Source organism: Leclercia sp. UBA5958, assembly GCF_002430365.1.
Lineage (GTDB): Bacteria > Pseudomonadota > Gammaproteobacteria > Enterobacterales > Enterobacteriaceae > Enterobacter > Enterobacter pneumoniae.
Genome location: NZ_DJCE01000011.1, coordinates 513,675 through 538,905, shown reverse-complemented (window position 1 = coordinate 538,905; position 25,231 = coordinate 513,675). Strand labels below are relative to the sequence as shown.

Sequence of the window (25,231 nt, the reverse complement as noted above, 5' to 3'; positions counted from 1 at the left end):
TGCTCCCTCTCCCTTGAGGGAGAGGGCCGGGGTGAGGGGGCGAATGCACCATCTGGAATAATTATGTCCGAAACCAAAAACGAATTAGAAACCCTGCTGGAGCAGGCGGCGACCGAGCCCGCCCACCGTCCGGCATTTTTCCGCACGCTGCTGGAGTCTACCGTCTGGGTGCCCGGTACCGCGGCGGAAGGTGAGCAAGTTGTTGAAGACAGCGCGCTGGATCTGCTGCACTGGGAGAAAGACGACGGCACGTCGGTGATCCCGTTCTTCACCTCTCTTGAAGCCCTACAGACAGCGGTGGAAGACGAACAGGCGTTTGTGGTCATGCCCGTACGTACCCTTTTTGAGATGACCCTGGGCCAGACGTTGTTCCTTAACGCCAAATTGCCGACCGGGAAAGAGTTTACCCCACGCGAAATCAGTCATCTGATGGGTGAAGAAGGCAATCCGCTCAGCACGCAGGAGGTGCTGGAAGGGGGCGAAACGCTGCTGCTCTCAGAAGTGGCCGAGCCGCCGGCGCAGATGATTGACTCTTTAACCACGCTGTTTAAAACCATGAAGCCCGTCAGACGCGCGTTTCTCTGCTCCATCAAAGAGCGAGCCGACGAGCAGCCTGTGCTGTTGATTGGCATTGAGGCAGACGGCGATATCGATGAGATTATCCAGGCGGCGGGCAGTGTGGCGACCGACACGCTGCCGGGCGATGAACCTATTGATATCTGTCAGGTGTTGAAAGGCGAGAAGGGCATTAGCCACTTTATTACCGAGCACATTACACCCTTTTATGAGCGTCGCTGGGGCGGGTTCCTGCGCGATCTCAAAACGACCCGTATCATTTGATGAAGACGGGGTGGTTTTTCACCCCGTTGCTTCCAGCAGCAGTAAATCCATCAGCAACACCAGGTTCGACTCAAACGAGGTGACACCGGCGGCCTCGGCGGCAAAGTGCACCGCTTCGTCATACAGGGCGAAATGCAGATCGGCCATGCCCGCCAGCGTATTTGCCGAGGCGCGCGTAAAGGCCACCACGACCATCCCTACGTTCTGCGCAATCCGCGCTTTATCCAGCACCTGTTCCGTTTCGCCGCTGCGCGAGACGGCGATAAAGACCTGATAGCGGGCGGCATTACTGAGGAAGATATTCCGGCTGTCGCCCGGCCCCGAGATAAACGCCGTTTTTCCCAATACCTGCAGTTTTTTGGTCAGGTACTCGGCAAACAGATAAGAAAACCCGGCACCGTACAGAAAAAAGCTCTCTTTCTCGCTAAGCAGTGCGCGGAAGCGCTGACGCTTCTCCACCGTCGCCCATTGTAATGTCTGCTGATAGTTGGCAATAAACCGATGGAAGAGTTCGGGCACGTCGCTGGAGGCACTGGCCTCAATGGCAATATGCGGGGTGTCAGACAGCAGTTGCTTACAGTGCCAGATAAATTCGCTAAACCCGCTGAACCCCAGCTTCTGGCAAAGCCGCATGATTGTGGCGGTCGAAACGAATGTCGCCTGCGCGAGCTCGCGTACCGTAATGTTGCCGACCAGCAGCGGATGCTCCGTCAGATGGGAAAGTACGCGGTACTCCGCGCGGGTCAGTGACTCCCCGCGCGTGAGAAGCGTCGCCAGACGATTATCCATTAGTGAGCCGGTTCAATCGGCAGATCGTCCCGTGCACCCCATTCGCTCCAGGCGCCGTCGTAAAGCGTGACGTCGGTTTTACCGAGGGTAGCAAGGGCAAGAATTACCACGCAGGCGGTGACGCCAGAGCCGCAGCTGGCAACAATGGGTTTGCTCAGATCCACACCCTGACGCTCAAAGATAGCCTGCAGTTCGTCGGTGGTTTTCAGCTCCCCTTCAAACACTAAATCGCCCCAGGGCACGTTTAGCGCGCCGGGAATATGGCCACGCTTCAGGCCAGCCCGCGGCTCGTCCGCTTCGGCATTGAAGCGTGGGGCAGGGCGGGCATCGACGATTTGCGCCGTTTTTTCATGGCTGACGACCAGCACGTCGGTCAGACGTTTTACGACATGCGGGTCAAAGGTTGCGTCAAACTCCCCTTCCGGCAGCGTCACGTCGCCCTGCTGCAGCGGCAGTTCATCCCGCTGCCAGCCCGCAAGCCCGCCCGCCAGAATAGAGACTTTTTCAACGCCGTAATTTTTCAGCATCCACCAGGCACGCGGCGCGGAGAAAAGATTACCCTCGTCGTAGATCACCAGATGCTTGTCGCGACTGATGCCCAGCTCGCGCATTGCGACGGAAAACGCCTCCGGGCGGATAAGCATATGTGGCAGTGATGAGGTGTGATCGGATAAGGCTTCAATATCGAAAAATACCGCCCCCGGCAGATGCCCGGCGCGGTATTCAGCGGTCATATCGCGGAGATGCTCCTGCCCTGCAGGGGCCATTCGCGCGTCGAGGATCTGGATTTCCGGGTCGTCGCTGTGCTCAATCAGCCAGTCGGCGGCGACAAAATATGAGGTGGACATGGGTTGCCTCCGTTCTTTTCCGTAAAAGAGGATTGTCGGTGTTTTTTCTGACACCGACAAGCAAACCACGTTCAACTCGCGAGCAAGCCCGTATTATTTCACTGCTTCGCCATCCCGCCAGGCTTTTTGCAGCGCTGGCCAGTACTCACGATTCGCTTCAATCATCTCATCCAGAATCGCTTTCGCGTGCTCCATGGTGGGCACGGTGCGGTTCAGGGTAAATGCCTGCAGCGCTTTTTCGTAGCTGCCTTCGATGGTCGCTTCCACCAGTAGCTGCTCCGAAGCGAGCTGCTGCTGCAACAGCGTCTGATGGAACAGGGGAACCTGCCCCACGCGGATCGGCTCTGGCCCTTCAGAGGTGATATAAGCGGGCACTTCCACCACGGCATCGTACGGCAAGTTGGTAATCGCTCCCTGGTTTTCCACCATCACCAGATGGCGCTGACGCAGGTTAAACGCCAGCGAGCGGGCCACATCAACGATAAACTCACCGTGCACCCCCACGTGAAACGCATCGGGCAAAATCCCGGTACGTTGATACTCTTCGGCGGCGGCAAACAGTTTTTTCTCACGACCGTTCATCACTTCGTTAGCGCGCGTGTACTCCGGATTTTGATGCTCGACGATCTGGTTCGGCATCAGGTAATACTGCAAATACGGGTTTGGCAAATACTCGGGGAAGTTATCCATAATTGGCTTAATGTTGCGCCAGGTCTTCACCCATGACGGATCTGAGTGTTGCGGGTCGGTTTTGGCGGCATCTTCCGTTAGCAGGCCAAATTTAGCGATATGGCGACGCAGCTCTGGCAGTCTGTCTTCGCCGTCTACCAGCACGCGGGTAAACCAGCCGAAATGGTTCAGACCAAAATAGTCCACCTCCAGCTTATGACGATCAACGCCCAGAATCGCTCCCATATTGCGCATAGCCGCTACCGGCATATCGCAGATATTCAGCACCCGCGCGTTAGGACGAAGACGACGTACACCTTCGGCGACGATCGCCGCCGGGTTAGAGTAGTTGACGATCCAGGCTTTCTCGTGGGCGTGGCGCTCTACCAAATCGATCAGCTCTACCATCGGCAGGATCGTACGCAAGCCATACGCCAGCCCGCCTGGTCCACAGGTCTCCTGGCCAACCACGCCGTGGCGCAGCGGGATCTTCTCATCCTGCTCGCGCATCTTATACTGCCCAACGCGCATCTGGGCGAAGATGAAGTGGGCGCCGCTAAAGGCGACTTCCGGGTCGGTGGTGACCGTAAATTTGATGCTCTGGCTATGGTCACGAATCACCTTCTCGACCACCGGCGCAATGGTGTTCTGGCGTGCTTCATCGATGTCGTAGAGGCGAATCTCCGCCAGCGGGAAATCCTGCAGGCGCACCATCAGGCTTTTCACAATACCCGGCGTATAGGTACTGCCACCGCCGGCGATAGAGAGAATGAATGGGGGTTTAAACATCTTTAGCTCCTTTCAGAGAAACGTCTCAACGGCTTCTCGCATTTTTTTGACATGCAGCCCGTAGACCACCTGAACATTGTTACCTTGTTTGATAATGCCTTTCGCACCCGTCGCTTTCAGTCGCGGCTCGTCGATGATCGCCACGTCTTTTACCGTGACGCGCAGGCGGGTGTAGCAGTTATCCACCACTTCAATGTTTTCGCGCCCGCCCAGGCCAATCACAATGGATTCACCCAGACCGTCGTTATTGCCTTTCGCCTGATACTCCTGCTTGCTATAGAGACGGGTCTCTTGCTCGTCATCTTCCCGACCCGGCGTCTTCATGTTGAAGTGAACAATCAGGAAGCGGAAAATCACAAAGTAGAGAGCAAACATGATGAGCCCGACCAAAATGTACATCGGCCAGTTGGACTTCTCGGTGCCCAGCGGCAGGTTATAAAGAATGAAATCGATAATGCCGTTCGCACCGATGGCGTGAACGCCAAACAGGGAGAAGAGCATCATGCCAATCCCGGTCAGTACCGCATGCACCACGAACAGCAGCGGGGCGACGAACAGGAAGGAGAACTCGATAGGTTCGGTCACGCCCACCAGAAGGGAGGTGAGGGCTGCCGGGATCAGAATCGCTTTTGCCGCAGCTTTACGCTCAGGCTTCGCGGTCATGTACATCGCCAGCGCCGCCGCAGGCAGGCCAAACATTTTGCTGATACCGCGCGCATCCCAGACCACCGTACTGCTCAGTTGCTTCACGCCCGGACAGGCCATTTCGGCAAAGTAGATGTTGCGCGCGCCCTGGTAGGTGGTGCCGCATACCTCCTGGGTACCGCCCAGTTCGGTATAGAGGAACGGGGTATAGACCAGATGGTGAAGACCGGTCGGCACCAGGATACGTTCAAGGAAGCCATACACCGCCACCCCAAACGGGCCTGCCCCTTTAATGGCCAGCGCCATTGCGCTAATACCATGCTGGGCGAACGGCCAGAGCTCACTCATCACCACGCCCAGCAGCATTGAGACGGGCAGCATCACGATAGCGACGAAGCAGTGACCGGAGTAGATGGCCATCGCCCCGTTAAACTGTACCCCGGAATATTTGTTGTAGAGGTAGCCCGACAGCGCGCCGGTCAGGATCCCGGCGAAAACGCCCATCTCCAGGACTTGTACCCCGAGTACCATCGCCTGCCCGGCAGCTTTCATCTGATCGGCAGGGGCAAGCGCGCCTTGTAACTGCAGGGTCACGTTCATGGCGTTGATAAAGACCACAAAGGTCACCAGGCCGATCAGGGCCGCGTAACCTTTATCGCGTGTCGCCAGGCCGATAGGGATCCCTACAGCGAATACCAGCGCCAGGTTTACTAACACCGAAACGGCAGACTTGGCGATTAACTGCCCAAGGCTCTGCACCAACGGATGCCCAAGAAACGGCAGGTAATCGGCAAGCGCGCCATTACCCAGCACGTTACCAAAGGCGATAAACAGACCAACGATCGGCAGGATAAGTACCGGTCCGTACAATGATTTTCCGAAATTTTGTAGGGCGTTCACGGCTCGTTTCATGGCTATCTCTCTTATTGAACCGCGCACTCGGGGTGCGTCTTAGGCATAAAACTAGCAGGCGCTAACGGAGCTTAGCCAGCTATCTTATTGTTTTAAAAACAAATGACCTAAAAGGTAACATGTAACCATGCAGGTTGTGATCGGTATAACAGGGTGGACGCTGTTCCCTATACCATTTTGCGAGATGCTTTCCAGCCCCCTCAAAATGGGCTTTTGTATTAATGAAACTTGCGGATAATACTTAACCCGACGACGACCAACAGGCCTCTCAGGCCAGGGATGCAGGATGAAACCGTTTCGCCTCGCCGCGCTGTCCATAGCGCTGCTGACAGCCTTTACGCTTGCCGGCTGTGATGACAACACCGAGAAACCCCATGCAGAAGCGCCGGCAACCGCTGCGGCAACGCCTGCTGAACCGAAGGCCGCGACCAAACCCGACGATGCCACGCTGCAAAAACTGGCGGAACAGAGTCAGGGCAAGCCGCTGACGCTGCTGGATGCGTCGGAAATTCAGCTCGACGGCGCATCGACGCTGGTGCTCACCTTCTCGGTGCCGCTCGATCCTTCCCAGGATTTCGCAAAAACCCTCCACGTCGTGGACAAGAAAAGCGGCAAGGTGGATGGCGCATGGGAACTGGCGCCAAATCTGAAAGAGGTCCGTTTACGTCATCTGGAGCCCAACCGCAATCTGGTGGTGACCGTTGAGCGTGGCCTGCTGGCACTGAATAAAGCCACCTTCGATAGCGACTACGAAAAAGCGATAACCACGCGCGATATCGAGCCTACCGTCGGCTTTGCCAGCCGCGGCTCGCTGCTGCCGGGCAAGGTGGTAGAGGGGCTGCCGGTCATGGCGCTGAACGTCAGCAACGTTGACGTCAATTTCTATCGGGTGAAACCGGAGTCGCTGGCGGCATTTGTCAGCCAGTGGGAATACCGTAACTCCCTGACCAACTGGGAATCCGACAATTTGCTTAAAATGGCGGAGCTGGTCTATACCGGCCGCTTCGACCTCAACCCGGCGCGTAACACCCGTGAAAAACTGCTGTTACCGCTGCGTGATATCGCGCCGCTGCAGCAGGCCGGTGTTTACCTGGCGGTAATGAACCAGGCGGGGCATTACAATTACAGCAATGCCGCCACGCTCTTTACCCTCAGCGATATTGGCCTGTCGGTTCACCGCTACCACAACCGGCTGGATATCTTTACCCAGAGCATTGAAAACGGTGGCGCGCAGGCCGGCGTTGATGTCGTGCTGCTCAACGACAAAGGCCAGACGCTGGCTCAGGCCGCCAGCGACGGCGATGGCCACGCTGTGCTGCAAACGGATAAAGAAGCGGCGCTTATTCTGGCGCGTAAAGAGGGGCAAACCACGCTTCTCGACCTCAATCTGCCCGCTCTCGACCTCGCCGAATTCGCTATTGCCGGTGCGCCAGGTTTTAGCAAACAGTTCTTTATGTTTGGCCCGCGTGACCTCTACCGGCCGGGAGAAACGGTAATTCTTAATGGCTTACTGCGCGACAGTGATGGCAAACCCTTGCCTGACCAGCCGGTAAAACTGGAAGTATTACGCCCGGATGGACAGGTGGCGCGAACCGTCGTGAGCCAGCCGGAAAATGGCCTCTATCGCTTTAACTATGCGCTGGATAGCGGCGCCCAGACCGGGATGTGGCACATCCGCGCCAGCACCGGCGATAATCAAAAACAGATGTGGGATTTCCACGTCGAAGACTTTATGCCGGAGCGGATGGCCCTGAATATCAGCGGGCAAAAAGCGCCTGTTAAACCGCAGGACAATATCAGCTTCGACGTGAACGGGTATTACCTGTATGGCGCGCCCGCAAACGGCAATAGTCTACAGGGGCAGCTGTTCCTGCGCCCGCTGCGTGAGGCGGTCGCGGCACTGCCGGGATTCCAGTTTGGCGATATCGCTGAAGAGAACCTGAGCCGCAGTCTGGATGAAGTTCAACTCACGTTAAATGACGAGGGGCGCGGGCAGGTCAGCGCGGAGAGCCAGTGGAAAGAGACGCACTCACCGCTGCAGCTCATTTTGCAGGCCAGCCTGCTGGAGTCCGGTGGCCGCCCGGTGACACGTCGCGCTGAACAGGCTATCTGGCCGGCGGACACGCTGGCGGGGATTCGCCCGCAGTTCGCCAGCAAAGCGGTCTATGACTACCGCACCGACACCACCGTGACGCAGCCCATCGTGGACGAAAATAGCCAGGCCGGTTTCGATATTGTTTACACCGATGCCAGCGGCGCCAAAAAAGCAGTTTCAGGTCTGCAGGTTCGCCTTATCCGCGAGCGTCGTGACTACTTCTGGAACTGGTCAGAGAGCGAAGGCTGGCAGTCCCAGTACGATCAAAAAGATCTGATCGAAGCGGAGCAGGCGCTGGATCTGAAGGCCGATGAGACCGGTAAAGTGAGCTTCCCGGTGGAGTGGGGATCATATCGTCTGGAAGTAAAAGCGCCAAACGACACCGTCAGCAGCGTCCGTTTCTGGGCCGGTTATAGCTGGCAAGATAACAGTGAAGGCAGCGGCGCGGCGCGCCCGGATCGCGTTACGTTGAAGATAGACAAACCGGCTTACCAGCCTGGCGATACCATCAAGCTGCATATTGCCGCCCCGGCTGCCGGGAAAGGCTATGCGATGATCGAATCCAGCGAAGGGCCGCTATGGTGGAAAGAGATCAATGTTCCGGCCGACGGGCTGGAGCTCTCTATTCCTGTCGATAAAGCCTGGAAACGCCACGACCTCTACCTCAGTACGCTGGTGGTACGTCCCGGCGATAAGTCTAAATCTGCCACGCCAAAACGCGCCGTCGGCCTGCTGCACTTGCCGATGGGGGATGAAAACCGTCGTCTGAATCTTTCGCTGGAAAACCCGCCAAAAATGCGTCCTGACCAGACGGTGACGGTGAAGGTGAAAGCCAGCGTTAAAGAGGGGGCGGTGCCGCAGAAAGTGAATGTCCTGCTCTCGGCGGTGGACAGCGGCGTGCTAAACATTACCGACTATGTCACGCCGGATCCCTGGCAGGCCTTCTTTGGGCAGAAGCGTTACGGCGCCGATATTTACGACATCTACGGCCAGGTCATAGAGGGGCAGGGGCGTCTGGCCTCCCTGCGCTTCGGCGGCGATGGCGATGAGCTCAAACGTGGCGGCAAACCGCCTGTTAATCACGTGACCATCATCGCCCAGCAGGCGCAGCCGGTTGAGCTGGATGCTAACGGCGAAGGCACCATTACGATGCCGATCGGCGATTTTAACGGTGAGCTTCGTCTGATGGCACAAGCCTGGACCGACGACGACTTTGGCAGCGGCGAAAGTAAGGTCGTGGTCGCGGCACCGGTCATCGCTGAGCTCAACACCCCACGCTTCCTCGCCAGCGGCGATATTTCGCGGCTGACGCTGGATCTCACTAACTTGACCGATCGGCCGCAGACGCTGAACGTGGCGTTAACGGTTCACGGCAAACTGGCGCTGGAAGGGGGGCAACCGCAGCCCGTAAAACTGGCGCCCGGTGCACGTAGCACCCTATTCATCCCGGTGCGTGCGCTGGAGGGATATGGCGACGGAGAGGTAGTGGCCCAGGTCAATGGCCTGTCGCTTCCCGGCGAAACCTTCGCGCCGTTGAGTAAAAACTGGAAAATCGGCGTGCGTCCGGCCTTCCCGGCACAGACGGTTAACTCGGGTACGATGCTCAACCCGGGGGAGAGCTGGATTGCGCCAGGGCAACACCTTGCCGGTTTCTCGCCTGCTACGTTGCAGGGGCAACTGATGCTGAGCGGTAAACCGCCGCTCAACCTCGCGCGTTATATCCGTGAACTGCAGGCCTATCCTTATGGCTGCCTGGAGCAGACTACCAGTGGACTCTTCCCGTCGCTCTACACCAATGCCGCGCAGCTGGCTGCGCTGGGTATCAAAGGTGACACCGATGAAAAACGGCGTGGTGCCATTGATGTAGGCATCTCGCGTCTGTTACAGATGCAGCGGGATGACGGCGGTTTTGCGCTCTGGGATAAAAACGGCCCGGAAGAGTACTGGCTGACGGCCTACGTGACTGACTTCCTGGTACGTGCGGGCGAGCAGGGCTATAGCGTGCCGGCAGAGGCGCTAAACAGTGCTAACAACCGTCTGCTGCGTTATCTGCAGGACCCGGGCATGATCTCTATTCGCTACAGTAACGATACCCAGGCCAGTAAGTTCGCGGTGCAGGCTTATGCCGCGCTGGTGCTGGCGCGTCAGCAAAAAGCCCCGCTGGGTGCGCTGCGTGAAATATGGGAAAAGCATGCGCAGGCAAAATCGGGTCTGCCGCTGATGCAGTTAGGCATCGCGTTGAAGATGATGGGAGATGCGCCACGAAGCCAGCAGGCGCTGGAAGCTGCGCTGCAAACCCCTCGTATCGAGTCGCAAAACTGGATCGCGGATTACGGCAGTCAGCTGCGTGATAACGCCATGATGCTCGCGCTGTTGCAGGAAAATTCTCTGTTACCGCAGGCACAAAACACCCTGCTGAATGCCCTGGTACAGCAGGCATTCAGCCAGCGCTGGCTATCAACCCAGGAGAGTAATGCCCTGTTCCTCGCCGGACGCGCGCAACAAACGCTCTCTGGTGCGTGGCAGGCCACCACCAGCCTGGCAGAAGAGCCGGCGCACGGTGACAAACCGCAGGTAACCAATGTCGATGGCGATCGGCTGGCTGCGCTGCAGGTGACTAACAGTGGCACCAGTCCGCTGTGGGTACGTCTCGACAGTAGCGGCTATCCACAGCGTGCGCCGCAGCCTTCCTCGAAGGTGCTGAAAATCGAGCGCCACATTCTGGCCACCGATGGCAGAAGCAAAGATCTCTCTACCCTGAAGAGCGGTGAGCTGGTACTGGTCTGGCTCGAGGTGCAGGCCAGCCAGAACGTACCGGATGCGCTGGTGGTTGATCTGCTCCCTGCCGGTCTTGAGCTGGAAAATCAAAATCTGGCCAGCAGCAGCGCCAGCCTGCAGGAGAGCGGTAGCGAAGTGCAAAATCTGTTAAACCAGATGCAGCAGGCGGATATCCAGCACATGGAGTTTCGCGATGACCGTTTTGTGGCCGCAGTACCGGTGAATGAAGGCCAGCCCGTTACGCTGGTCTACCTGGCACGTGCCGTGACGCCGGGGACCTATCAGGTGCCGGTCCCCATGGTTGAATCGATGTACGTTCCCCAGTGGCGGGCAACGGGTGCGGCAAGTGGCCCGCTGACTGTAGCCCCGTAACGTGCCGGTTCTTTCACCATTGCGCTCCCGCTGGCTGTGGCTGGCGGGGGCGATTCTGCTGATATGGGGGCTGGTTGTTACCGCCGATCGCCTGTGGCCGCTACCGTTAAAAGAGGTTAATCCCGCGCGGGTTGTTGTGGACGAACAGGGCACGCCGCTCTGGCGCTTTGCCGACAGTGAAGGGATTTGGCGCTATCCGGTCACAATAGAAGAGGTCTCTCCCCGCTATCTTGAAGCGCTGATCCAGTACGAAGATCGCTGGTTCTGGGATCATCCGGGCGTAAACCCCTTTTCCGTTCTGCGTGCCGCCTGGCAAGATCTTACCTCTGGCAGAGTGGTTTCCGGAGGGAGCACCCTGACCATGCAGGTCGCGCGCCTTCTCGATCCACATCCCCGCACCTTTGGCGGCAAAATTCGTCAACTCTGGCGTGCCCTGCAGCTGGAGTGGCACCTGTCAAAGCGCGATATCCTGACGCTCTACCTCAATCGCGCCCCCTTTGGCGGCACATTGCAGGGGGTAGGGGCTGCAAGCTGGGCCTACCTGGGCAAATCACCGGCACAGCTCAGCTACTCCGAGGCGGCATTGCTGGCAGTATTGCCGCAGGCGCCGAGCCGTCTGCGTCCTGACCGCTGGCCCGGGCGCGCCGAAGCGGCGCGCAACAAAGTGCTGGCGCGGATGGAAACCCAGGGGGTGTGGGGCGCGAAGCAGGTGCGGGAATCCCGTGAAGAGCCGGTGTGGCTGGCGCCGCGTCAGATGCCGCAGCTGGCGCCGCTGTTCTCGCGAATGATGCTGGGCAAAAGCCGCGACGATAAAATTGTCACCACGCTGGATGCCGCCTTGCAGCGCCAGCTTGAAGAGCTGGCAATGAACTGGAAAGGGCGCCTGCCGTCGCGTAGCTCGCTGGCAATGATCGTTGTCGATCACGCCACGATGAAAGTGCGCGGCTGGGTGGGATCGGTAGACATTAACGATGACAGTCGCTTCAGTCATGTGGATATGGTGAGCGCAATCCGATCCCCGGGATCGGTGCTGAAGCCCTTCGTTTATGGCCTGGCGATGGACGACGGACTGATCCATCCGGCCTCGCTGCTACAGGACGTTCCTCGCCGCACCGGCGATTATCGGCCTGGCAATTTCGATAGCGGATTCCATGGCCCAATCAGTATGAGCGAGGCGTTGCTACGCTCGCTGAATCTCCCTGCGGTACAGGTGCTGGAAGCCTACGGACCGAAAAAATTTGCCGGGAAGCTGCGTAACGTCGGCTTACCGCTCATCTTGCCCGCCGGAGCCCAGCCCAATCTGGCGCTGATTCTGGGCGGGGCGGGGGCACGCCTGCAGGATATTGTCGCCGCCTACAGTGCTTTTGCCCGGCATGGAAATGCCGCGCGACTGCGTCTGTTACCCGGCGATCCGCTGGTTGAACGCCCGTTAATGACGCCGGGGGCGGCGTGGATCATTCGTCGAATACTGGCTAACCAGGCCCAGCCTTTGCCAGATAGCGCGTTGCCTCAGGTGGTGCCGCTGGCGGTTAAGACCGGCACCAGCTATGGCTATCGCGATGCCTGGGCTATCGGTGTTAATGCCCGCTATGTCATCGGCATCTGGACCGGTCGGCCGGACGGCACGCCGGTGGCGGGGCAGTTTGGCTATGCCAGCGCGGTACCGCTGCTTAACCAGGTGAACAATTTGCTGCTATCGCACTCGGTGGTGGATGAAGCTCGACTCCCACGCGACCCGCGCCCTGCGTCTGTGGGTCGCGGGGTCATCTGCTGGCCTGGAGGCCAGGCATTGCCTGATGGGGATGATAACTGCCGTCGACGTCTGGCAACCTGGCTGCTCGATGGCAGCCAGCCGCCTACGCTTTTACTGCCCGAGCAGGAGGGGATGCGAGGGATCCGCTTCCCGCTGTGGCTGGATAGCGCCGGTAAACGGGTCGCGGCAGATTGCCCGCAGGCGAGGCAGAAAACAGTCGACGTCTGGCCGCTGGCGCTGGAGCCGTGGCTGCCGGGAACAGAGCGGCGGGCGGAGCGTATTCCGCTGTCATCGACGCAGTGCCCGCCGTTGAGTCAGGACGATCCAGTGCCGTTAATTCTTTCCGGTATTCAGGAGGGGGCGGTTGTTAAGCGTCTTCCGGGCGAGCCGCGCGTGTCGCTGCCGCTACAGGTTAGCGGCAGTACGGGGCAGCGCTGGTGGTTTTTAAACGGTGAACCGCTCAATGCGCAAGGGCGGACCTATACCTTAAAACTGGAACAGGCCGGGGAGTATCAACTTCTGGTGATGGATGAAGCCGGGCAGGTGGCCACTGTGCACTTTACGCTGCAGTAGGTAAACGGAGAAAAGGGGTCTCTGAATGTTTCTGTTGTTGAAACTCGTCTTATTTTAAAAAAATGTTACATCCATCCATAGGCAATGGCGCTATTGCTCATTATAATCCGCGCCAGGTCTAACGCTGTATGCAAACCACATAACAAATCACAGAGGTAATCATGGCTATTGAACGTACTTTTTCCATCATCAAACCAAACGCGGTGGCAAAAAACGTTATTGGCAGCATCTTTGCTCGCTTTGAATCTGCAGGGTTCAAAATCGTTGGCACCAAAATGCTGCATCTGACCGTAGAGCAGGCTCGCGGTTTCTACGCTGAGCATGAAGGTCGCCCATTCTTCGACGGCCTGGTAGAGTTCATGACCTCTGGCCCAATCGTTGTCTCTGTACTGGAAGGCGAAAACGCGGTTCAGCGTCACCGCGATCTGCTGGGTGCAACCAACCCGGACAACGCCCTGGCGGGTACGCTGCGCGCTGACTACGCAGACAGCTTCACCGAGAACGGCACCCACGGTTCCGACTCTGTTGAATCAGCAGCCCGTGAAATCGCTTTCTTCTTCGCAGAAGGCGAAGTGTGTCCACGTACCCGTTAATTTAACGGTTTCGTTTACACATTATTTTCGTAAATGCCACGTGCAAACGTGGCATCCCTGCGCCAGACTTTGTACAATGCAACGCCCCGGATGAGCACACTGCTTTCCGGGGCGTTTCTTTTCAACCCTCCACGGGCCATAACGTGTAACAACGAGGCCGGAAAAAATTATGTCTGAATTAGTGAACACCTCCGAAATCGCCACGCCTGCGGTTCCAAATAAAAATGGAAAAATTAACCTGCTGGATCTGAACCGTCAGCAGATGCGCGAGTTCTTTAAAGAGATGGGCGAGAAGCCATTTCGTGCCGATCAGGTCATGAAATGGATGTACCACTATTGCAGCGACAACTTTGATGACATGACTGACATCAATAAAGTGCTGCGTAACAAGCTTAAAGAAGTGGCTGAGATTCGCGCGCCGGAAGTCGTAGAAGAGCAACGCTCTTCTGACGGCACCATTAAGTGGGCCATCGCCGTGGGCGATCAGCGTGTTGAAACGGTCTACATTCCGGAAGACGATCGTGCAACGCTGTGTGTCTCTTCACAAGTTGGCTGCGCGCTGGAGTGTAAATTCTGCTCTACGGCTCAGCAAGGCTTTAACCGCAACCTGCGCGTGTCCGAAATTATTGGCCAGGTCTGGCGTGCGGCGAAAATCGTCGGTGCGGCAAAAGTGACCGGTACCCGTCCGATTACGAACGTTGTGATGATGGGCATGGGCGAACCGCTGCTCAACCTGACGAACGTTGTGCCGGCCATGGAGATCATGCTCGACGACTTCGGCTTTGGTCTGTCTAAACGTCGCGTTACCCTCTCTACCTCAGGCGTTGTGCCTGCGCTGGATAAACTGGGTGACATGATCGACGTGGCGCTGGCTATCTCCCTGCACGCACCTAACGACGAAATTCGTGACGAAATTGTACCAATCAACAAAAAGTACAATATCGAAGCTTTCCTTGCCGGTGTACGCCGCTATCTGGAGAAGTCCAACGCTAACCAGGGCCGCGTGACCATTGAGTACGTGATGCTGGATCATGTGAACGACGGTACCGAGCATGCGCATGAGTTAGCCGAGCTGCTGAAAGATACGCCATGCAAGATCAACCTGATCCCATGGAACCCGTTCCCTGGCGCGCCGTATGGCCGTAGCTCTAACAGCCGCATCGACCGTTTCTCCAAAGTTCTGATGGAGTACGGTTTCACCACTATCGTGCGTAAAACTCGCGGTGATGATATCGATGCCGCCTGTGGTCAGCTGGCGGGTGACGTCATTGACCGTACCAAACGCACGCTGCGTAAACGCATGCAGGGCGAGTCGATTGCGGTCAAAGCCGTCTAATCCTTATGCCGTCACCGCGCAGGTTTTGCGCGGTGACGGCGTCTCACGCGCATAATCATTCCGTGTGCGAGTGAAGGGGAAATAATTACGGTGCGTTTCTGATGACTTTAGGGCAGTATGTAACGACGCAACAACAGTTTAGCCTCGCGGGCAGGCCTCTTCTGTCAACAAAAACCTGACAGTCCAGGACTGTCTTACTAAGGTTAACTGACCAGAAGTTTCGCGGTGCGGGTAGCATTGTGACTCACCGGCACCTGGATCCTTAATTTTCACGTACCAGTAGTTGTAGCGAATGAATACTGAAGCCACTCACGACCAAAATGCAGCACTTTCCACCGGCGTTCGTCTCCGCAACGCCCGTGAACAACTCGGACTTAGCCAGCAAGCCGTTGCAGAGCGCCTATGTCTGAAGGTTTCCACGGTTCGCGATATTGAAGAAGACAAGGCTCCGGCCGATCTCGCTTCAACGTTTCTGCGTGGTTATATCCGCTCTTATGCAAAACTGGTGCATATCCCCGAAGAAGAACTTCTGCCTATGATGGAAAAGCAGGCACCGGTCAGAGCGGCTAAGGTCGCGCCGATGCAGACTTTTTCTTTAGGTAAACGCCGCAAAAAACGCGACGGCTGGTTGATGAGCTTTACCTGGCTGGTGCTGTTTGTAGTGATCGGTCTGACGGGCGCATGGTGGTGGCAGAACCACAAAGCGCAGCAAGAAGAGATCACCACCATGGCCGATCAATCTTCTATCGAGCTTAACAACTCCGGAAACAGCGGCGCGCAGAACGTTCCTCTGAACACCGACAGCAGCACGCCTTCAGCCGATCCGCAGACAGCAGCAACCGCTGCGCCTGCGGCGACGCCGGCACAGACGCCAGCCGCCGATCAGCCTGCACAGGCACCGGTGGATAACGCCGTGGTTTCTCCGTCTCAGGCGAACGTCGATTCTGGCGCTCCGGCCACCACGACGACGGATACCGCCCAGACTCTGCCGTCCGATCCGGCAGGGGTGGCAACCCCCGCGGCTGACCCTAATGCACTGGTCATGAACTTCACCGCCGATTGCTGGCTGGAAGTGACCGATGCCACAGGCAAAAAACTCTTCAGCGGCCTGCAGCGTAAAGATGGCAGTTTAAATCTGGCAGGCCAGACACCGTACAAACTTAAAATCGGTGCACCATCAGCCGTACAGATTCAGTTCCAGGGTAAACCTGTCGATCTGAGCCGTTTTATCAGAACTAACCAGGTTGCGCGTCTGACCCTCGATGCCGAACAATCAGCAGCACAGTAACAGACAGGCGACGCGGGAGATTTTTCATGCATAACCAGGCCCCTATTCAGCGTAGAAAGTCCAAACGCATTTACGTTGGGAATGTGCCAATCGGCGATGGGGCACCTATCGCCGTTCAGTCCATGACGAACACACGCACCACGGATGTGGAAGCGACGGTTAATCAGATTAAAGCGTTAGAACGCGTAGGCGCCGATATTGTTCGCGTCTCCGTGCCAACCATGGATGCCGCCGAGGCGTTCAAACTTATCAAACAGCAGGTCAGCGTTCCGCTGGTTGCAGACATCCATTTTGACTACCGTATCGCCCTGAAAGTGGCGGAATATGGCGTGGACTGCCTGCGTATCAACCCGGGTAACATCGGTAGTGAAGAGCGTATTCGCACCGTCGTTGACTGCGCTCGCGATAAAAACATTCCTATCCGTATCGGTGTGAACGCCGGTTCGCTGGAAAAAGATCTGCAGGAAAAGTATGGCGAGCCAACGCCGCAGGCTTTGCTCGAATCCGCTATGCGCCATGTGGATCACCTCGATCGTCTGAACTTCGATCAGTTTAAAGTCAGCGTGAAAGCGTCTGACGTCTTCCTTGCCGTAGAGTCCTATCGCCTGCTGGCAAAACAGATCGATCAGCCGCTGCACCTGGGGATCACCGAAGCCGGTGGACTGCGCAGCGGATCGGTGAAATCAGCCATTGGCCTGGGCCTGCTGCTCTCCGAAGGGATCGGCGACACGCTGCGCGTTTCACTGGCGGCGGATCCGGTCGAAGAGATCAAAGTCGGTTTCGATATCCTTAAATCGCTGCGCATCCGCTCGCGCGGGATCAACTTCATCGCCTGCCCAACCTGTTCACGTCAGGAGTTTGACGTTATCGGTACGGTTAATGCCCTGGAGCAGCGTCTGGAAGATATCATCACGCCAATGGATGTCTCTATCATTGGCTGCGTGGTCAATGGCCCGGGCGAAGCGCTGGTCTCTACCCTGGGCGTAACCGGCGGTAACAAGAAAAGCGGTCTCTATGAAGATGGCGTTCGCAAAGATCGTCTGGATAATAACGACATGATTGATCAGCTGGAAGCCCGCATTCGTGCCAAGGCAACCATGCTAGATGAGACGCAACGCATCAGCGTGCAACACGTCGAAAAATAACGAGATGGGAAGCGGTGCGCTTCCTGTGTATGATTGAACCCTTGGGTTAATGAATCTTTGGGTTCATTTTTGTATATAGAAAGAGAATAAACGTGGCAAAAAACATTCAAGCCATTCGCGGCATGAACGATTATCTGCCTGGCGAGACCGCCATCTGGCAGCGCATTGAAGGCACACTGAAACAGGTGCTCGGCAGCTACGGTTACAGCGAAATCCGTTTGCCGATTGTAGAGCAGACCCCGTTATTCAAGCGCGCAATCGGCGAAGTAACCGACGTGGTTGAAAAAGAGATGTATACCTTTGAAGACCGCAATGGCGATAGCCTGACGCTGCGTCCTGAAGGTACGGCGGGTTGTGTACGCGCCGGCATCGAACATGGTCTCCTGTACAATCAGGAGCAGCGCCTGTGGTATATCGGCCCGATGTTCCGCCACGAACGTCCACAAAAAGGCCGCTATCGTCAGTTTAACCAGCTGGGTGTTGAAGTCTTTGGCCTGCAGGGGCCGGACATTGACGCCGAACTGATTATGTTGACCGCCCGCTGGTGGCGTGCGCTCGGTATTGCTGAGCACGTTTCCCTGGAACTGAACTCTATCGGCTCTCTGGAAGCGCGAGCCAACTACCGTGACGCGCTGGTCGCGTTCCTTGAACAGCATAAAGAGAAGCTGGACGACGATTGCAAACGCCGGATGTACAGCAACCCCCTGCGCGTACTGGACTCCAAAAACGCCGAGGTACAGGCGCTATTGAACGACGCGCCTGCGCTGGGTGATTATCTGGACGACGAGTCGCGTGAACACTTCACCGGTCTGTGCAAATTACTTGAAGCGGCGGGCATTGCCTACACCGTGAACCAGCGCCTGGTACGTGGTCTGGACTACTATAACCGTACCGTATTTGAGTGGGTAACCACCAGCCTGGGCTCGCAGGGTACAGTCTGCGCAGGCGGTCGTTACGATGGCCTGGTTGAGCAACTGGGTGGGCGTGCTGCGCCTGCAGTGGGCTTCGCCATGGGTCTTGAGCGACTTGTTTTGCTGGTTCAGGCAGTTAATCCGGAATTTAAAGCAGAATCTGTTGTCGATATATACCTGGTCGCCTCGGGTGCGGATACGCAACCTGCGGCAATGCAGCTGGCCGAACGCATTCGTGATGAATTGCCGGGCGTTAAGCTGATGACCAACCATGGTGGCGGCAACTTTAAAAAACAGTTTGTGCGTGCCGATAAGTGGGGCGCACAGGTGGCACTGGTACTGGGTGAGTCTGAAGTCGCTGCGGGTAACGTCGTGGTGAAAGACTTGCGCTCTGGTGAACAGATTACGGTAACGCAGGACGGCGTTGCGGCGCACTTGCGCTCTTTGACTTTCTAAGGAGAAGGACGGCGTGGAAATGTACGAAAACGAAAACGACCAGGTTGATGCCATCAAGCGCTTCTTTGCTGAAAACGGCAAGGCTCTGGCAGTTGGGGTTATTTTAGGTGTTGGCGCATTAATTGGCTGGCGTTACTGGACCAGTCATCAGGTGGATTCCGTGCGTGGCTCCTCGCTGCAGTATGAAAATACGGTCAGCGCGATCAAAGCCGACCAGCCGCAAACCCTGGCCGCCGCTGAGAAATTCGCCGCGGAGACAAAAAACACCTATGGTGCACTGGCGTCGCTGGAAGTTGCGCAGCAGTTCGTTGATAAAAACGACCTGGATAAAGCAGCGGCTCAGCTTCAGCAAGGTCTGGCTGCCGCCAGCGACGATAACCTGAAAGCGCTGATCAACTTGCGTCTGGCACGCGTTCAGGTTCAGCAGAAGAAAGCTGACGAAGCGCTGAAAACGCTCGACACCATTAAAGGTGAAGGTTTTGCCTCTATTGTTGCCGATCTGCGCGGTGAAGCACTGCTGAGCAAAGGCGATAAACAAGGCGCGCGCAGCGCATGGGAAGCGGGCGTAAAAAGCAACGCCTCGCCAGCGCTGAGCGAAATGATGCAGATGAAAATAAATAATTTGTCCGTCTGAGAGGGACCCGATGCAATTGCGTAAATTACTTCTGCCAGGACTGCTTTCCGTTACGTTATTGAGTGGCTGTTCACTGTTCAGTGGCGAAGAAGATGTTGTCACCATGTCTCCGCTGCCGACGGTGGAAAATCAATTCACCCCGTCTACTGCGTGGAGTACCTCCGTCGGTGACGGTATCGGTGATTTCTACTCCAACCTGCACCCGGCCTATGCGGATAGCGTCGTCTATGCGGCCGATCGTAAAGGCACCGTGAAAGCGGTCAACGCCGACGACGGAAAAGAGATTTGGTCGATCAATCTGGCAGAAAAAAGCGGCTGGTTCTCCCGTAACCCAGCGCTGCTCTCTGGCGGTTTAACCGTGTCCGGTGGACGCGTGTATGTGGCCAGTGAAAAAGCACAGGTCTACGCCCTGGACAGCGGCGATGGCTCAATCGTCTGGCAGAGTCGTGTTGCAGGCGAAGCGCTTTCTCGTCCGGTCGTGAGCGATGGTATGGTGCTGGTTCACACGGCAAATGGTCAGCTTCAGGCGCTTAACGAAGCCGATGGCGCGGTAAAATGGACCGTTAACCTGGATATGCCTGCGCTCTCTCTGCGCGGTGAATCCGCTCCTGCAACCGCTTTTGGCGCAGCCATCGTGGGCGGTGATAACGGTCGTGTGAACGCCGTGCTGATGCAGCAGGGCCAGTTGATTTGGCAACAGCGTATCTCGCAGGCGACCGGTCCGACTGAGATCGACCGTCTGAGCGACGTGGATACCACGCCGGTTATCGTCAACGGCGTCGTCTACGCGCTGGCGTACAACGGCAATCTGACCGCGCTGGATCTGCGTAGTGGCCAGATCATGTGGAAACGTGAGCTGGGTTCAGTGAATGATTTCATCGTTGATGGCGACCGTATCTACCTGGTTGACCAGAACGATCGTCTGCTGGCGCTGAGCACCGAAGGGGGCGTGACCCTGTGGACGCAAAGCGATCTGCTGCACCGTCTGCTGACCGCACCGGCGCTCTATAATGGCAGCCTGGTGGTGGGCGATAGCGAAGGCTATATGCACTGGATCGACCCGTCAAACGGCCGCTTTGTTGCTCAGGATAAAGTCGACAGCTCCGGCTTCCTGACGGAACCTGTCGTCGCTGACGGCAAACTGCTGATTCAGGCAAAAGACGGCACGCTGTACGCGATCACGCGTTAATCACAGCGGTTGTAGTATAATAAACGGCTCCTGTCTCTTCAGGGGCCGTTTTGACTTTTTTATCTACGCCGCAAAAGCGACGTAGTAATGCATTTTATGAGGCTTTAAACATGGTACCTGTGGTCGCGCTTGTCGGGCGCCCGAACGTTGGAAAATCCACTCTTTTTAACCGTTTAACACGCACCCGTGATGCGCTGGTTGCGGATTTCCCGGGGCTCACGCGTGACCGTAAGTACGGTCGTGCAGAAGTGGAAGGTCGTGAATTCATCTGTATTGATACCGGCGGTATCGACGGAACCGAAGACGGCGTTGAAACGCGTATGGCTGAGCAGTCTCTGCTGGCTATCGAAGAAGCCGATGTCGTCCTTTTCCTGGTGGATGCCCGCGCGGGTCTGATGCCTGCGGATTCCGCTATTGCCAAGCACCTGCGTTCGCGTCAAAAGCCGACCTTCCTGGTGGCGAACAAGACAGACGGTATTGATGTCGACCAGGCGATGGCCGATTTCTGGTCTCTGGGTCTGGGCGATATTTATCCTATCGCGGCCTCCCATGGCCGTGGCGTAACCAGCCTGCTCGAAACCGCACTGCTGCCGTTCGTTGATGAAATCAGCCCGCCGGAAGAGATTGATGAAGACGCCGAATACTGGGCGCAGTTTGAAGAGCGTGAAGAGGGCGAAGAAGAGCCGGAAGACGACTTCAACCCGCAGGATCTGCCGATTAAACTGGCTATCGTGGGGCGTCCGAACGTAGGTAAGTCTACGCTTACTAACCGTATCCTCGGCGAAGACCGCGTGGTGGTTTACGATATGCCGGGCACCACCCGCGACAGTATCTATATTCCGATGCAGCGTGACGAGCGTGAATACGTTCTGATTGACACCGCAGGTGTGCGTAAGCGCGGCAAAATTACCGATGTGGTGGAAAAATTCTCGGTTATTAAGACCCTGCAAGCGATCGAAGATGCCAACGTAGTTATGCTGGTTATCGATGCCCGTGAAGGTATTTCCGATCAGGATCTCTCTCTGCTCGGCTTCATCCTGAATAGTGGGCGCTCACTGGTGATTGTGGTTAACAAGTGGGATGGCCTGAGCAATGAAGTGAGAGAGCAGGTGAAAGAGACCCTGGACTACCGTCTGGGCTTTATCGACTTTGCGCGCGTGCACTTCATCTCTGCTCTGCATGGCAGTGGGGTAGGTAATCTATTTGAATCCGTACGTGAAGCCTATGACAGCTCCACCCGCCGCGTAGGCACGGCGATGCTGACCCGCATCATGACCATGGCCGCTGAAGACCATCAGCCGCCGCTGGTGCGTGGCCGTCGCGTGAAGCTGAAATATGCGCACGCCGGTGGTTATAACCCACCGATTGTGGTGATTCACGGTAACCAGGTAAAAGACCTGCCGGATTCCTACAAACGTTATCTGATGAACTACTTCCGTAAGTCTCTGGACGTAATGGGCACGCCGATTCGTATCCAGTTCAAGGAAGGGGATAACCCGTTCGCCAATAAGCGCAACACCCTGACGCCAAACCAGATGCGTAAACGTAAGCGTTTAATCAAACACATCAAAAAGGGCAAATAACCGTTTCATGTGACCTGTTGCTCAATAAGCCCGCTTTCAGCGGGCTTTTTACTTTTCACGCTCTTTCACCTTCCTGACGTCAGTGCGCTGATGTCAATCACAATTCTGCTTTTTCCAGCATAAAATCTACGAAAAGAGATACCTGTCGAATTTTCGTCTTAACGTTCCGCATCTGGCACTAGACAAAACCAGCGACTGGTTATCAAATGGTTAAATAAAATTTTCGGAGTGTATTGATCGACCTGAACCCTAACTGGCCGACCTTAATTCCGCGTTTATAAGCACAACGACACACCTCTTCGGGAGAACTATGCAATCCTCAGTTAATAATAAAGAAAGCCGGACCTTCTTCGGCCACCCGTATCCGCTTGGCTCGCTCTTTTTCACAGAGATGTGGGAACGTTTCTCGTTCTATGGCATTCGCCCGTTACTGATTCTGTTCATGGCGGCCACCGTTTATGACGGCGGCATGGGGCTGGCACGTGAAAATGCCTCGGCTATCGTCGGGATCTTCGCCGGTACCATGTATCTGGCGGCCCTGCCGGGTGGGTGGCTGGCCGACAACTGGCTCGGCCAGCAGAGAGCAGTCTGGTACGGCTCCATTCTGATTGCGCTCGGCCACCTGTCGATTGCGCTGTCGGCGGTGATGGGGAACAATTTGTTCTTTATCGGCCTGATGTTCATTGTGCTGGGATCGGGTCTGTTCAAAACCTGTATCTCGGTGATGGTAGGGACCCTGTATAAAAAAGGCGATACGCGTCGTGATGGCGGCTTCTCGCTCTTTTATATGGGCATCAACATGGGGTCATTTATCGCGCCACTGATTTCCGGCTGGCTGATTAAATCTCATGGCTGGCACTGGGGCTTCGGCATCGGTGGTATCGGGATGCTGGTTGCCCTGGTGATCTTCCGTCTATTCGCCGTGCCATCAATGAAACGCTATGACCGCGAAGTGGGACTCGACTCCACCTGGAACAGCCCGGTGGCGAAGAAAAATGGCGTCGGTGCCTGGCTGGTGGCGCTGGCGGTGGGTGTGGCGATTGTCGTTGCGCTGATTGCTCAGGGCGTGATTATGATTAATCCGGTCGCGGTCGCCAGCGCGCTGGTCTACGTGATTGCCGCCTCGGTAGCGCTGTACTTCATCTGGCTGTTCGTCTTTGCCGGTCTCAATCGCAAAGAGCGTGCCCGCCTGCTGGTCTGCTTCATTCTGCTGATTTCGGCGGCCTTCTTCTGGTCTGCGTTTGAACAGAAACCTACCTCGTTCAACCTGTTCGCCAATGACTATACGAATCGTATGATCGGCGACTTTGAAATTCCGGCGGTATGGTTCCAGTCTATTAATGCTCTGTTCATTATTTTGCTGGCACCGGTCTTTAGCTGGGCGTGGCCGAAGATGGCGAGCATGAACATTCGTCCGGGCAGCATCACCAAATTTGTCATCGGTATTCTCTGCGCAGCGGCAGGTTTTGGCCTGATGATGCTGGCGGCACAGAACGTGCTGCAAAATGGCGGGGCAGGCGTATCGCCGTTCTGGCTGGTGGGCAGTATCCTGATGCTGACCCTGGGTGAGCTGTGTCTGAGTCCGATTGGCCTGGCAACCATGACGTTGCTGGCCCCAGAAAGAATGCGTGGCCAGATGATGGGCCTGTGGTTCTGTGCCAGTGCGCTGGGCAACCTGGCGGCGGGCCTGATTGGTGGCCACGTTAAGGCCGATCAGCTGGATATGCTGCCGGATCTCTTTGCACGCTGCTCTATTGCCCTGCTGATCTGTGCTGCCGTACTGATCGTCCTCATTGTTCCGGTCCGCCGCATGCTGGAAAATGCGCAGACGAAAAGTGAGGAAAAACCGGTAACCACCGCCTAATGGCAGGGTTATAACCAGACAAAACCGGCGCCTTGTACGCCGGTTTTTTTATATTGAGCGAGGCAGAATATGAATGTCGGCTTTATCGGCCTGGGGGCGGTGGTGGAAACGGCTTATCTCCCTGCGCTACGACAGACGGGGGCAAACTGTTACGGCTTTGACCTTCGCCCAGACCGCCAGCCTGAGGGGATCATTCGCTGTCCCACGCTGTCGACGCTCCTGCACTCCCCACTGGAAACGCTGTTTATCACCACCACTTCGCTCCATCACCTTGAAGTACTCGAGCAGGCCCTGGCTTCCCCGATCCCCCGTATCGTGGTGGAAAAACCGATTATTGCGACCCTCGCTCAGGCCACCCGGTTAAACGGGCTGTTGAACGATCCCCGGGTCGCCCGCCGGGTACTGGCCCTCGATCACTGGATGGCGCGAACCGGTGCGCTGCAGCTGGCGCTGGGGCAACTGGATCCCCGCTGGCAGCCGCAGGGTGAAGCATGCCCAATGCGCGCCATTTCCGGCGTTGCAGATATCGTCAAAATAGAGGGCTTTTTGCTGGAACCCAGCGGTTTTAATGAGGCAGGAGAACCTGTCGCTCTTAACTTCGCTACCGGGGAGCCTGATCCACGTACGTTGCACCATCCGGACGGCGTAATTCTGGATATTGGCACCCACGTACTGGCAATGATGCGGGAAACGGTTTGCTATCTCGGGGGAAATAACGACATGGCGCTGCAGGTGATCTCCGCCAGGGATCGGCTGGGGCGCGATATCGAGAGAGGCGATCTGCGCACGGCAGAAGGTGAAGCGCATTTAGAAGGGCATCTGAGCGGTATTCCGGTGGCTGTCTGGCTTAATAAATATGCCGGGCCTCAGGGCGGACAAAAAGGGCTGCGGCTGCATCTTCGCGATGGCCGCATTATCAGCCACGACAGGCGAGGCCAGCAGGATGTGCTAACGCTCACCGAAGGTGAACATCTCCAGCGCTGGGCGCGTACCGGTACGCTCTATGAACACTGCCTCGCAGAACAGATCCTTGGGGAGGCGAGCCTGTTTTCCCGCGCGCCGGATGAGGTGCGCCACATTACCCGACGGCGACTGGACGAAGTCACACTGCTCCTGAATTTACAGCAACGGCTGCGTGGCCCCCACTGACCGCGCTGTGGTAAAATCAG

17 protein-coding genes are annotated in these 25,231 nt (G+C 56.7%); 13 read left to right on the top strand and 4 right to left on the bottom strand.

The genetic code is table 11. The annotated features are described in order from the left end of the window. Positions 1–63: 63 nt before the first annotated feature. On the top strand, positions 64–840 hold the full coding sequence (sseB, locus tag B2Q93_RS18055; RefSeq protein WP_212478458.1) for an enhanced serine sensitivity protein SseB: 777 nt from the start codon (positions 64–66) through the stop codon (positions 838–840). Positions 841–858: 18 nt separating this feature from the next. Here the strand turns inward: sseB and B2Q93_RS18050 are convergent, their stop codons facing one another. The 4 genes from B2Q93_RS18050 to B2Q93_RS18035 all read right to left on the bottom strand — a co-directional run bounded on the left by B2Q93_RS18050 (position 859) and on the right by B2Q93_RS18035 (position 5,492). Next, positions 859–1,629, bottom strand: coding sequence for a MurR/RpiR family transcriptional regulator (locus B2Q93_RS18050; protein WP_040074508.1), 771 nt, complete (start codon positions 1,627–1,629; stop codon positions 859–861). Continuing rightward, positions 1,629–2,477: a 3-mercaptopyruvate sulfurtransferase gene (sseA, locus tag B2Q93_RS18045; RefSeq protein WP_286933964.1), complete on the bottom strand. Its 849-nt coding sequence runs from the start codon at positions 2,475–2,477 to the stop codon at positions 1,629–1,631. The genes B2Q93_RS18050 and sseA overlap by 1 nt, the downstream gene beginning before the upstream one ends. Before the next feature lie 93 nt (positions 2,478–2,570). Further along, positions 2,571–3,935 (bottom strand): 6-phospho-alpha-glucosidase, encoded by a 1,365-nt coding sequence (locus B2Q93_RS18040; protein ID WP_046884554.1) that lies wholly within the window; start codon positions 3,933–3,935, stop codon positions 2,571–2,573. 12 nt (positions 3,936–3,947) lie between these two features. Beyond that, on the bottom strand, positions 3,948–5,492 hold the full coding sequence (locus B2Q93_RS18035; RefSeq protein ID WP_286933963.1) for a PTS transporter subunit EIIC: 1,545 nt from the start codon (positions 5,490–5,492) through the stop codon (positions 3,948–3,950). 286 nt (positions 5,493–5,778) lie between these two features. Between B2Q93_RS18035 and B2Q93_RS18030 the strand changes: the two genes are divergently transcribed. From B2Q93_RS18030 to B2Q93_RS17975, 12 genes are all read left to right on the top strand, one after another. Continuing rightward, the gene (locus B2Q93_RS18030; protein ID WP_286933962.1) at positions 5,779–10,737 is read left to right on the top strand and encodes an alpha-2-macroglobulin family protein; all 4,959 of its coding nucleotides are present in this window, start codon (positions 5,779–5,781) and stop codon (positions 10,735–10,737) included. A 1-nt stretch (position 10,738) separates the two neighbouring features. Continuing rightward, a complete protein-coding gene (gene pbpC, locus B2Q93_RS18025; RefSeq protein WP_286933961.1) occupies positions 10,739–13,063 on the top strand; it encodes a peptidoglycan glycosyltransferase PbpC in 2,325 nt (774 codons plus the stop codon). Between the two features lie 161 nt (positions 13,064–13,224). Next, on the top strand, positions 13,225–13,656 hold the full coding sequence (gene ndk / locus B2Q93_RS18020) for a nucleoside-diphosphate kinase (RefSeq protein WP_003860625.1): 432 nt from the start codon (positions 13,225–13,227) through the stop codon (positions 13,654–13,656). Positions 13,657–13,825: 169 nt separating this feature from the next. Next, the gene (locus B2Q93_RS18015) at positions 13,826–14,992 is read left to right on the top strand and encodes a bifunctional tRNA (adenosine(37)-C2)-methyltransferase TrmG/ribosomal RNA large subunit methyltransferase RlmN (RefSeq protein WP_040074516.1); all 1,167 of its coding nucleotides are present in this window, start codon (positions 13,826–13,828) and stop codon (positions 14,990–14,992) included. Positions 14,993–15,284: 292 nt separating this feature from the next. After that, entirely contained in the window at positions 15,285–16,280 is a 996-nt protein-coding gene (rodZ, locus tag B2Q93_RS18010) for a cytoskeleton protein RodZ (protein WP_207292204.1), read from the top strand. Between the two features lie 26 nt (positions 16,281–16,306). Then, positions 16,307–17,425 carry a flavodoxin-dependent (E)-4-hydroxy-3-methylbut-2-enyl-diphosphate synthase gene (gene ispG, locus B2Q93_RS18005; RefSeq protein WP_040074518.1) on the top strand — a complete coding sequence of 373 codons (1,119 nt, stop codon included), beginning with the start codon at positions 16,307–16,309 and terminating at the stop codon, positions 17,423–17,425. 92 nt (positions 17,426–17,517) lie between these two features. Then, positions 17,518–18,792, top strand: a complete 1,275-nt coding sequence (gene hisS / locus B2Q93_RS18000; RefSeq protein ID WP_286933959.1) for a histidine--tRNA ligase — start codon at positions 17,518–17,520, stop codon at positions 18,790–18,792. A gap of 13 nt (positions 18,793–18,805) precedes the next feature. Then, positions 18,806–19,426 (top strand): YfgM family protein, encoded by a 621-nt coding sequence (locus B2Q93_RS17995; RefSeq protein WP_040074522.1) that lies wholly within the window; start codon positions 18,806–18,808, stop codon positions 19,424–19,426. Positions 19,427–19,436: 10 nt separating this feature from the next. Then, positions 19,437–20,615 (top strand): outer membrane protein assembly factor BamB, encoded by a 1,179-nt coding sequence (bamB, locus tag B2Q93_RS17990; RefSeq protein ID WP_040074524.1) that lies wholly within the window; start codon positions 19,437–19,439, stop codon positions 20,613–20,615. Between the two features lie 110 nt (positions 20,616–20,725). Beyond that, positions 20,726–22,198 carry a ribosome biogenesis GTPase Der gene (gene der / locus B2Q93_RS17985; RefSeq protein ID WP_046884558.1) on the top strand — a complete coding sequence of 491 codons (1,473 nt, stop codon included), beginning with the start codon at positions 20,726–20,728 and terminating at the stop codon, positions 22,196–22,198. Positions 22,199–22,508: 310 nt separating this feature from the next. After that, positions 22,509–24,062: a peptide MFS transporter gene (locus B2Q93_RS17980; RefSeq protein ID WP_286933958.1), complete on the top strand. Its 1,554-nt coding sequence runs from the start codon at positions 22,509–22,511 to the stop codon at positions 24,060–24,062. Between the two features lie 69 nt (positions 24,063–24,131). Beyond that, complete coding sequence (locus B2Q93_RS17975; protein WP_286933957.1) at positions 24,132–25,211, top strand: oxidoreductase; 1,080 nt, start codon at positions 24,132–24,134, stop codon at positions 25,209–25,211. Positions 25,212–25,231: the final 20 nt, after the last annotated feature.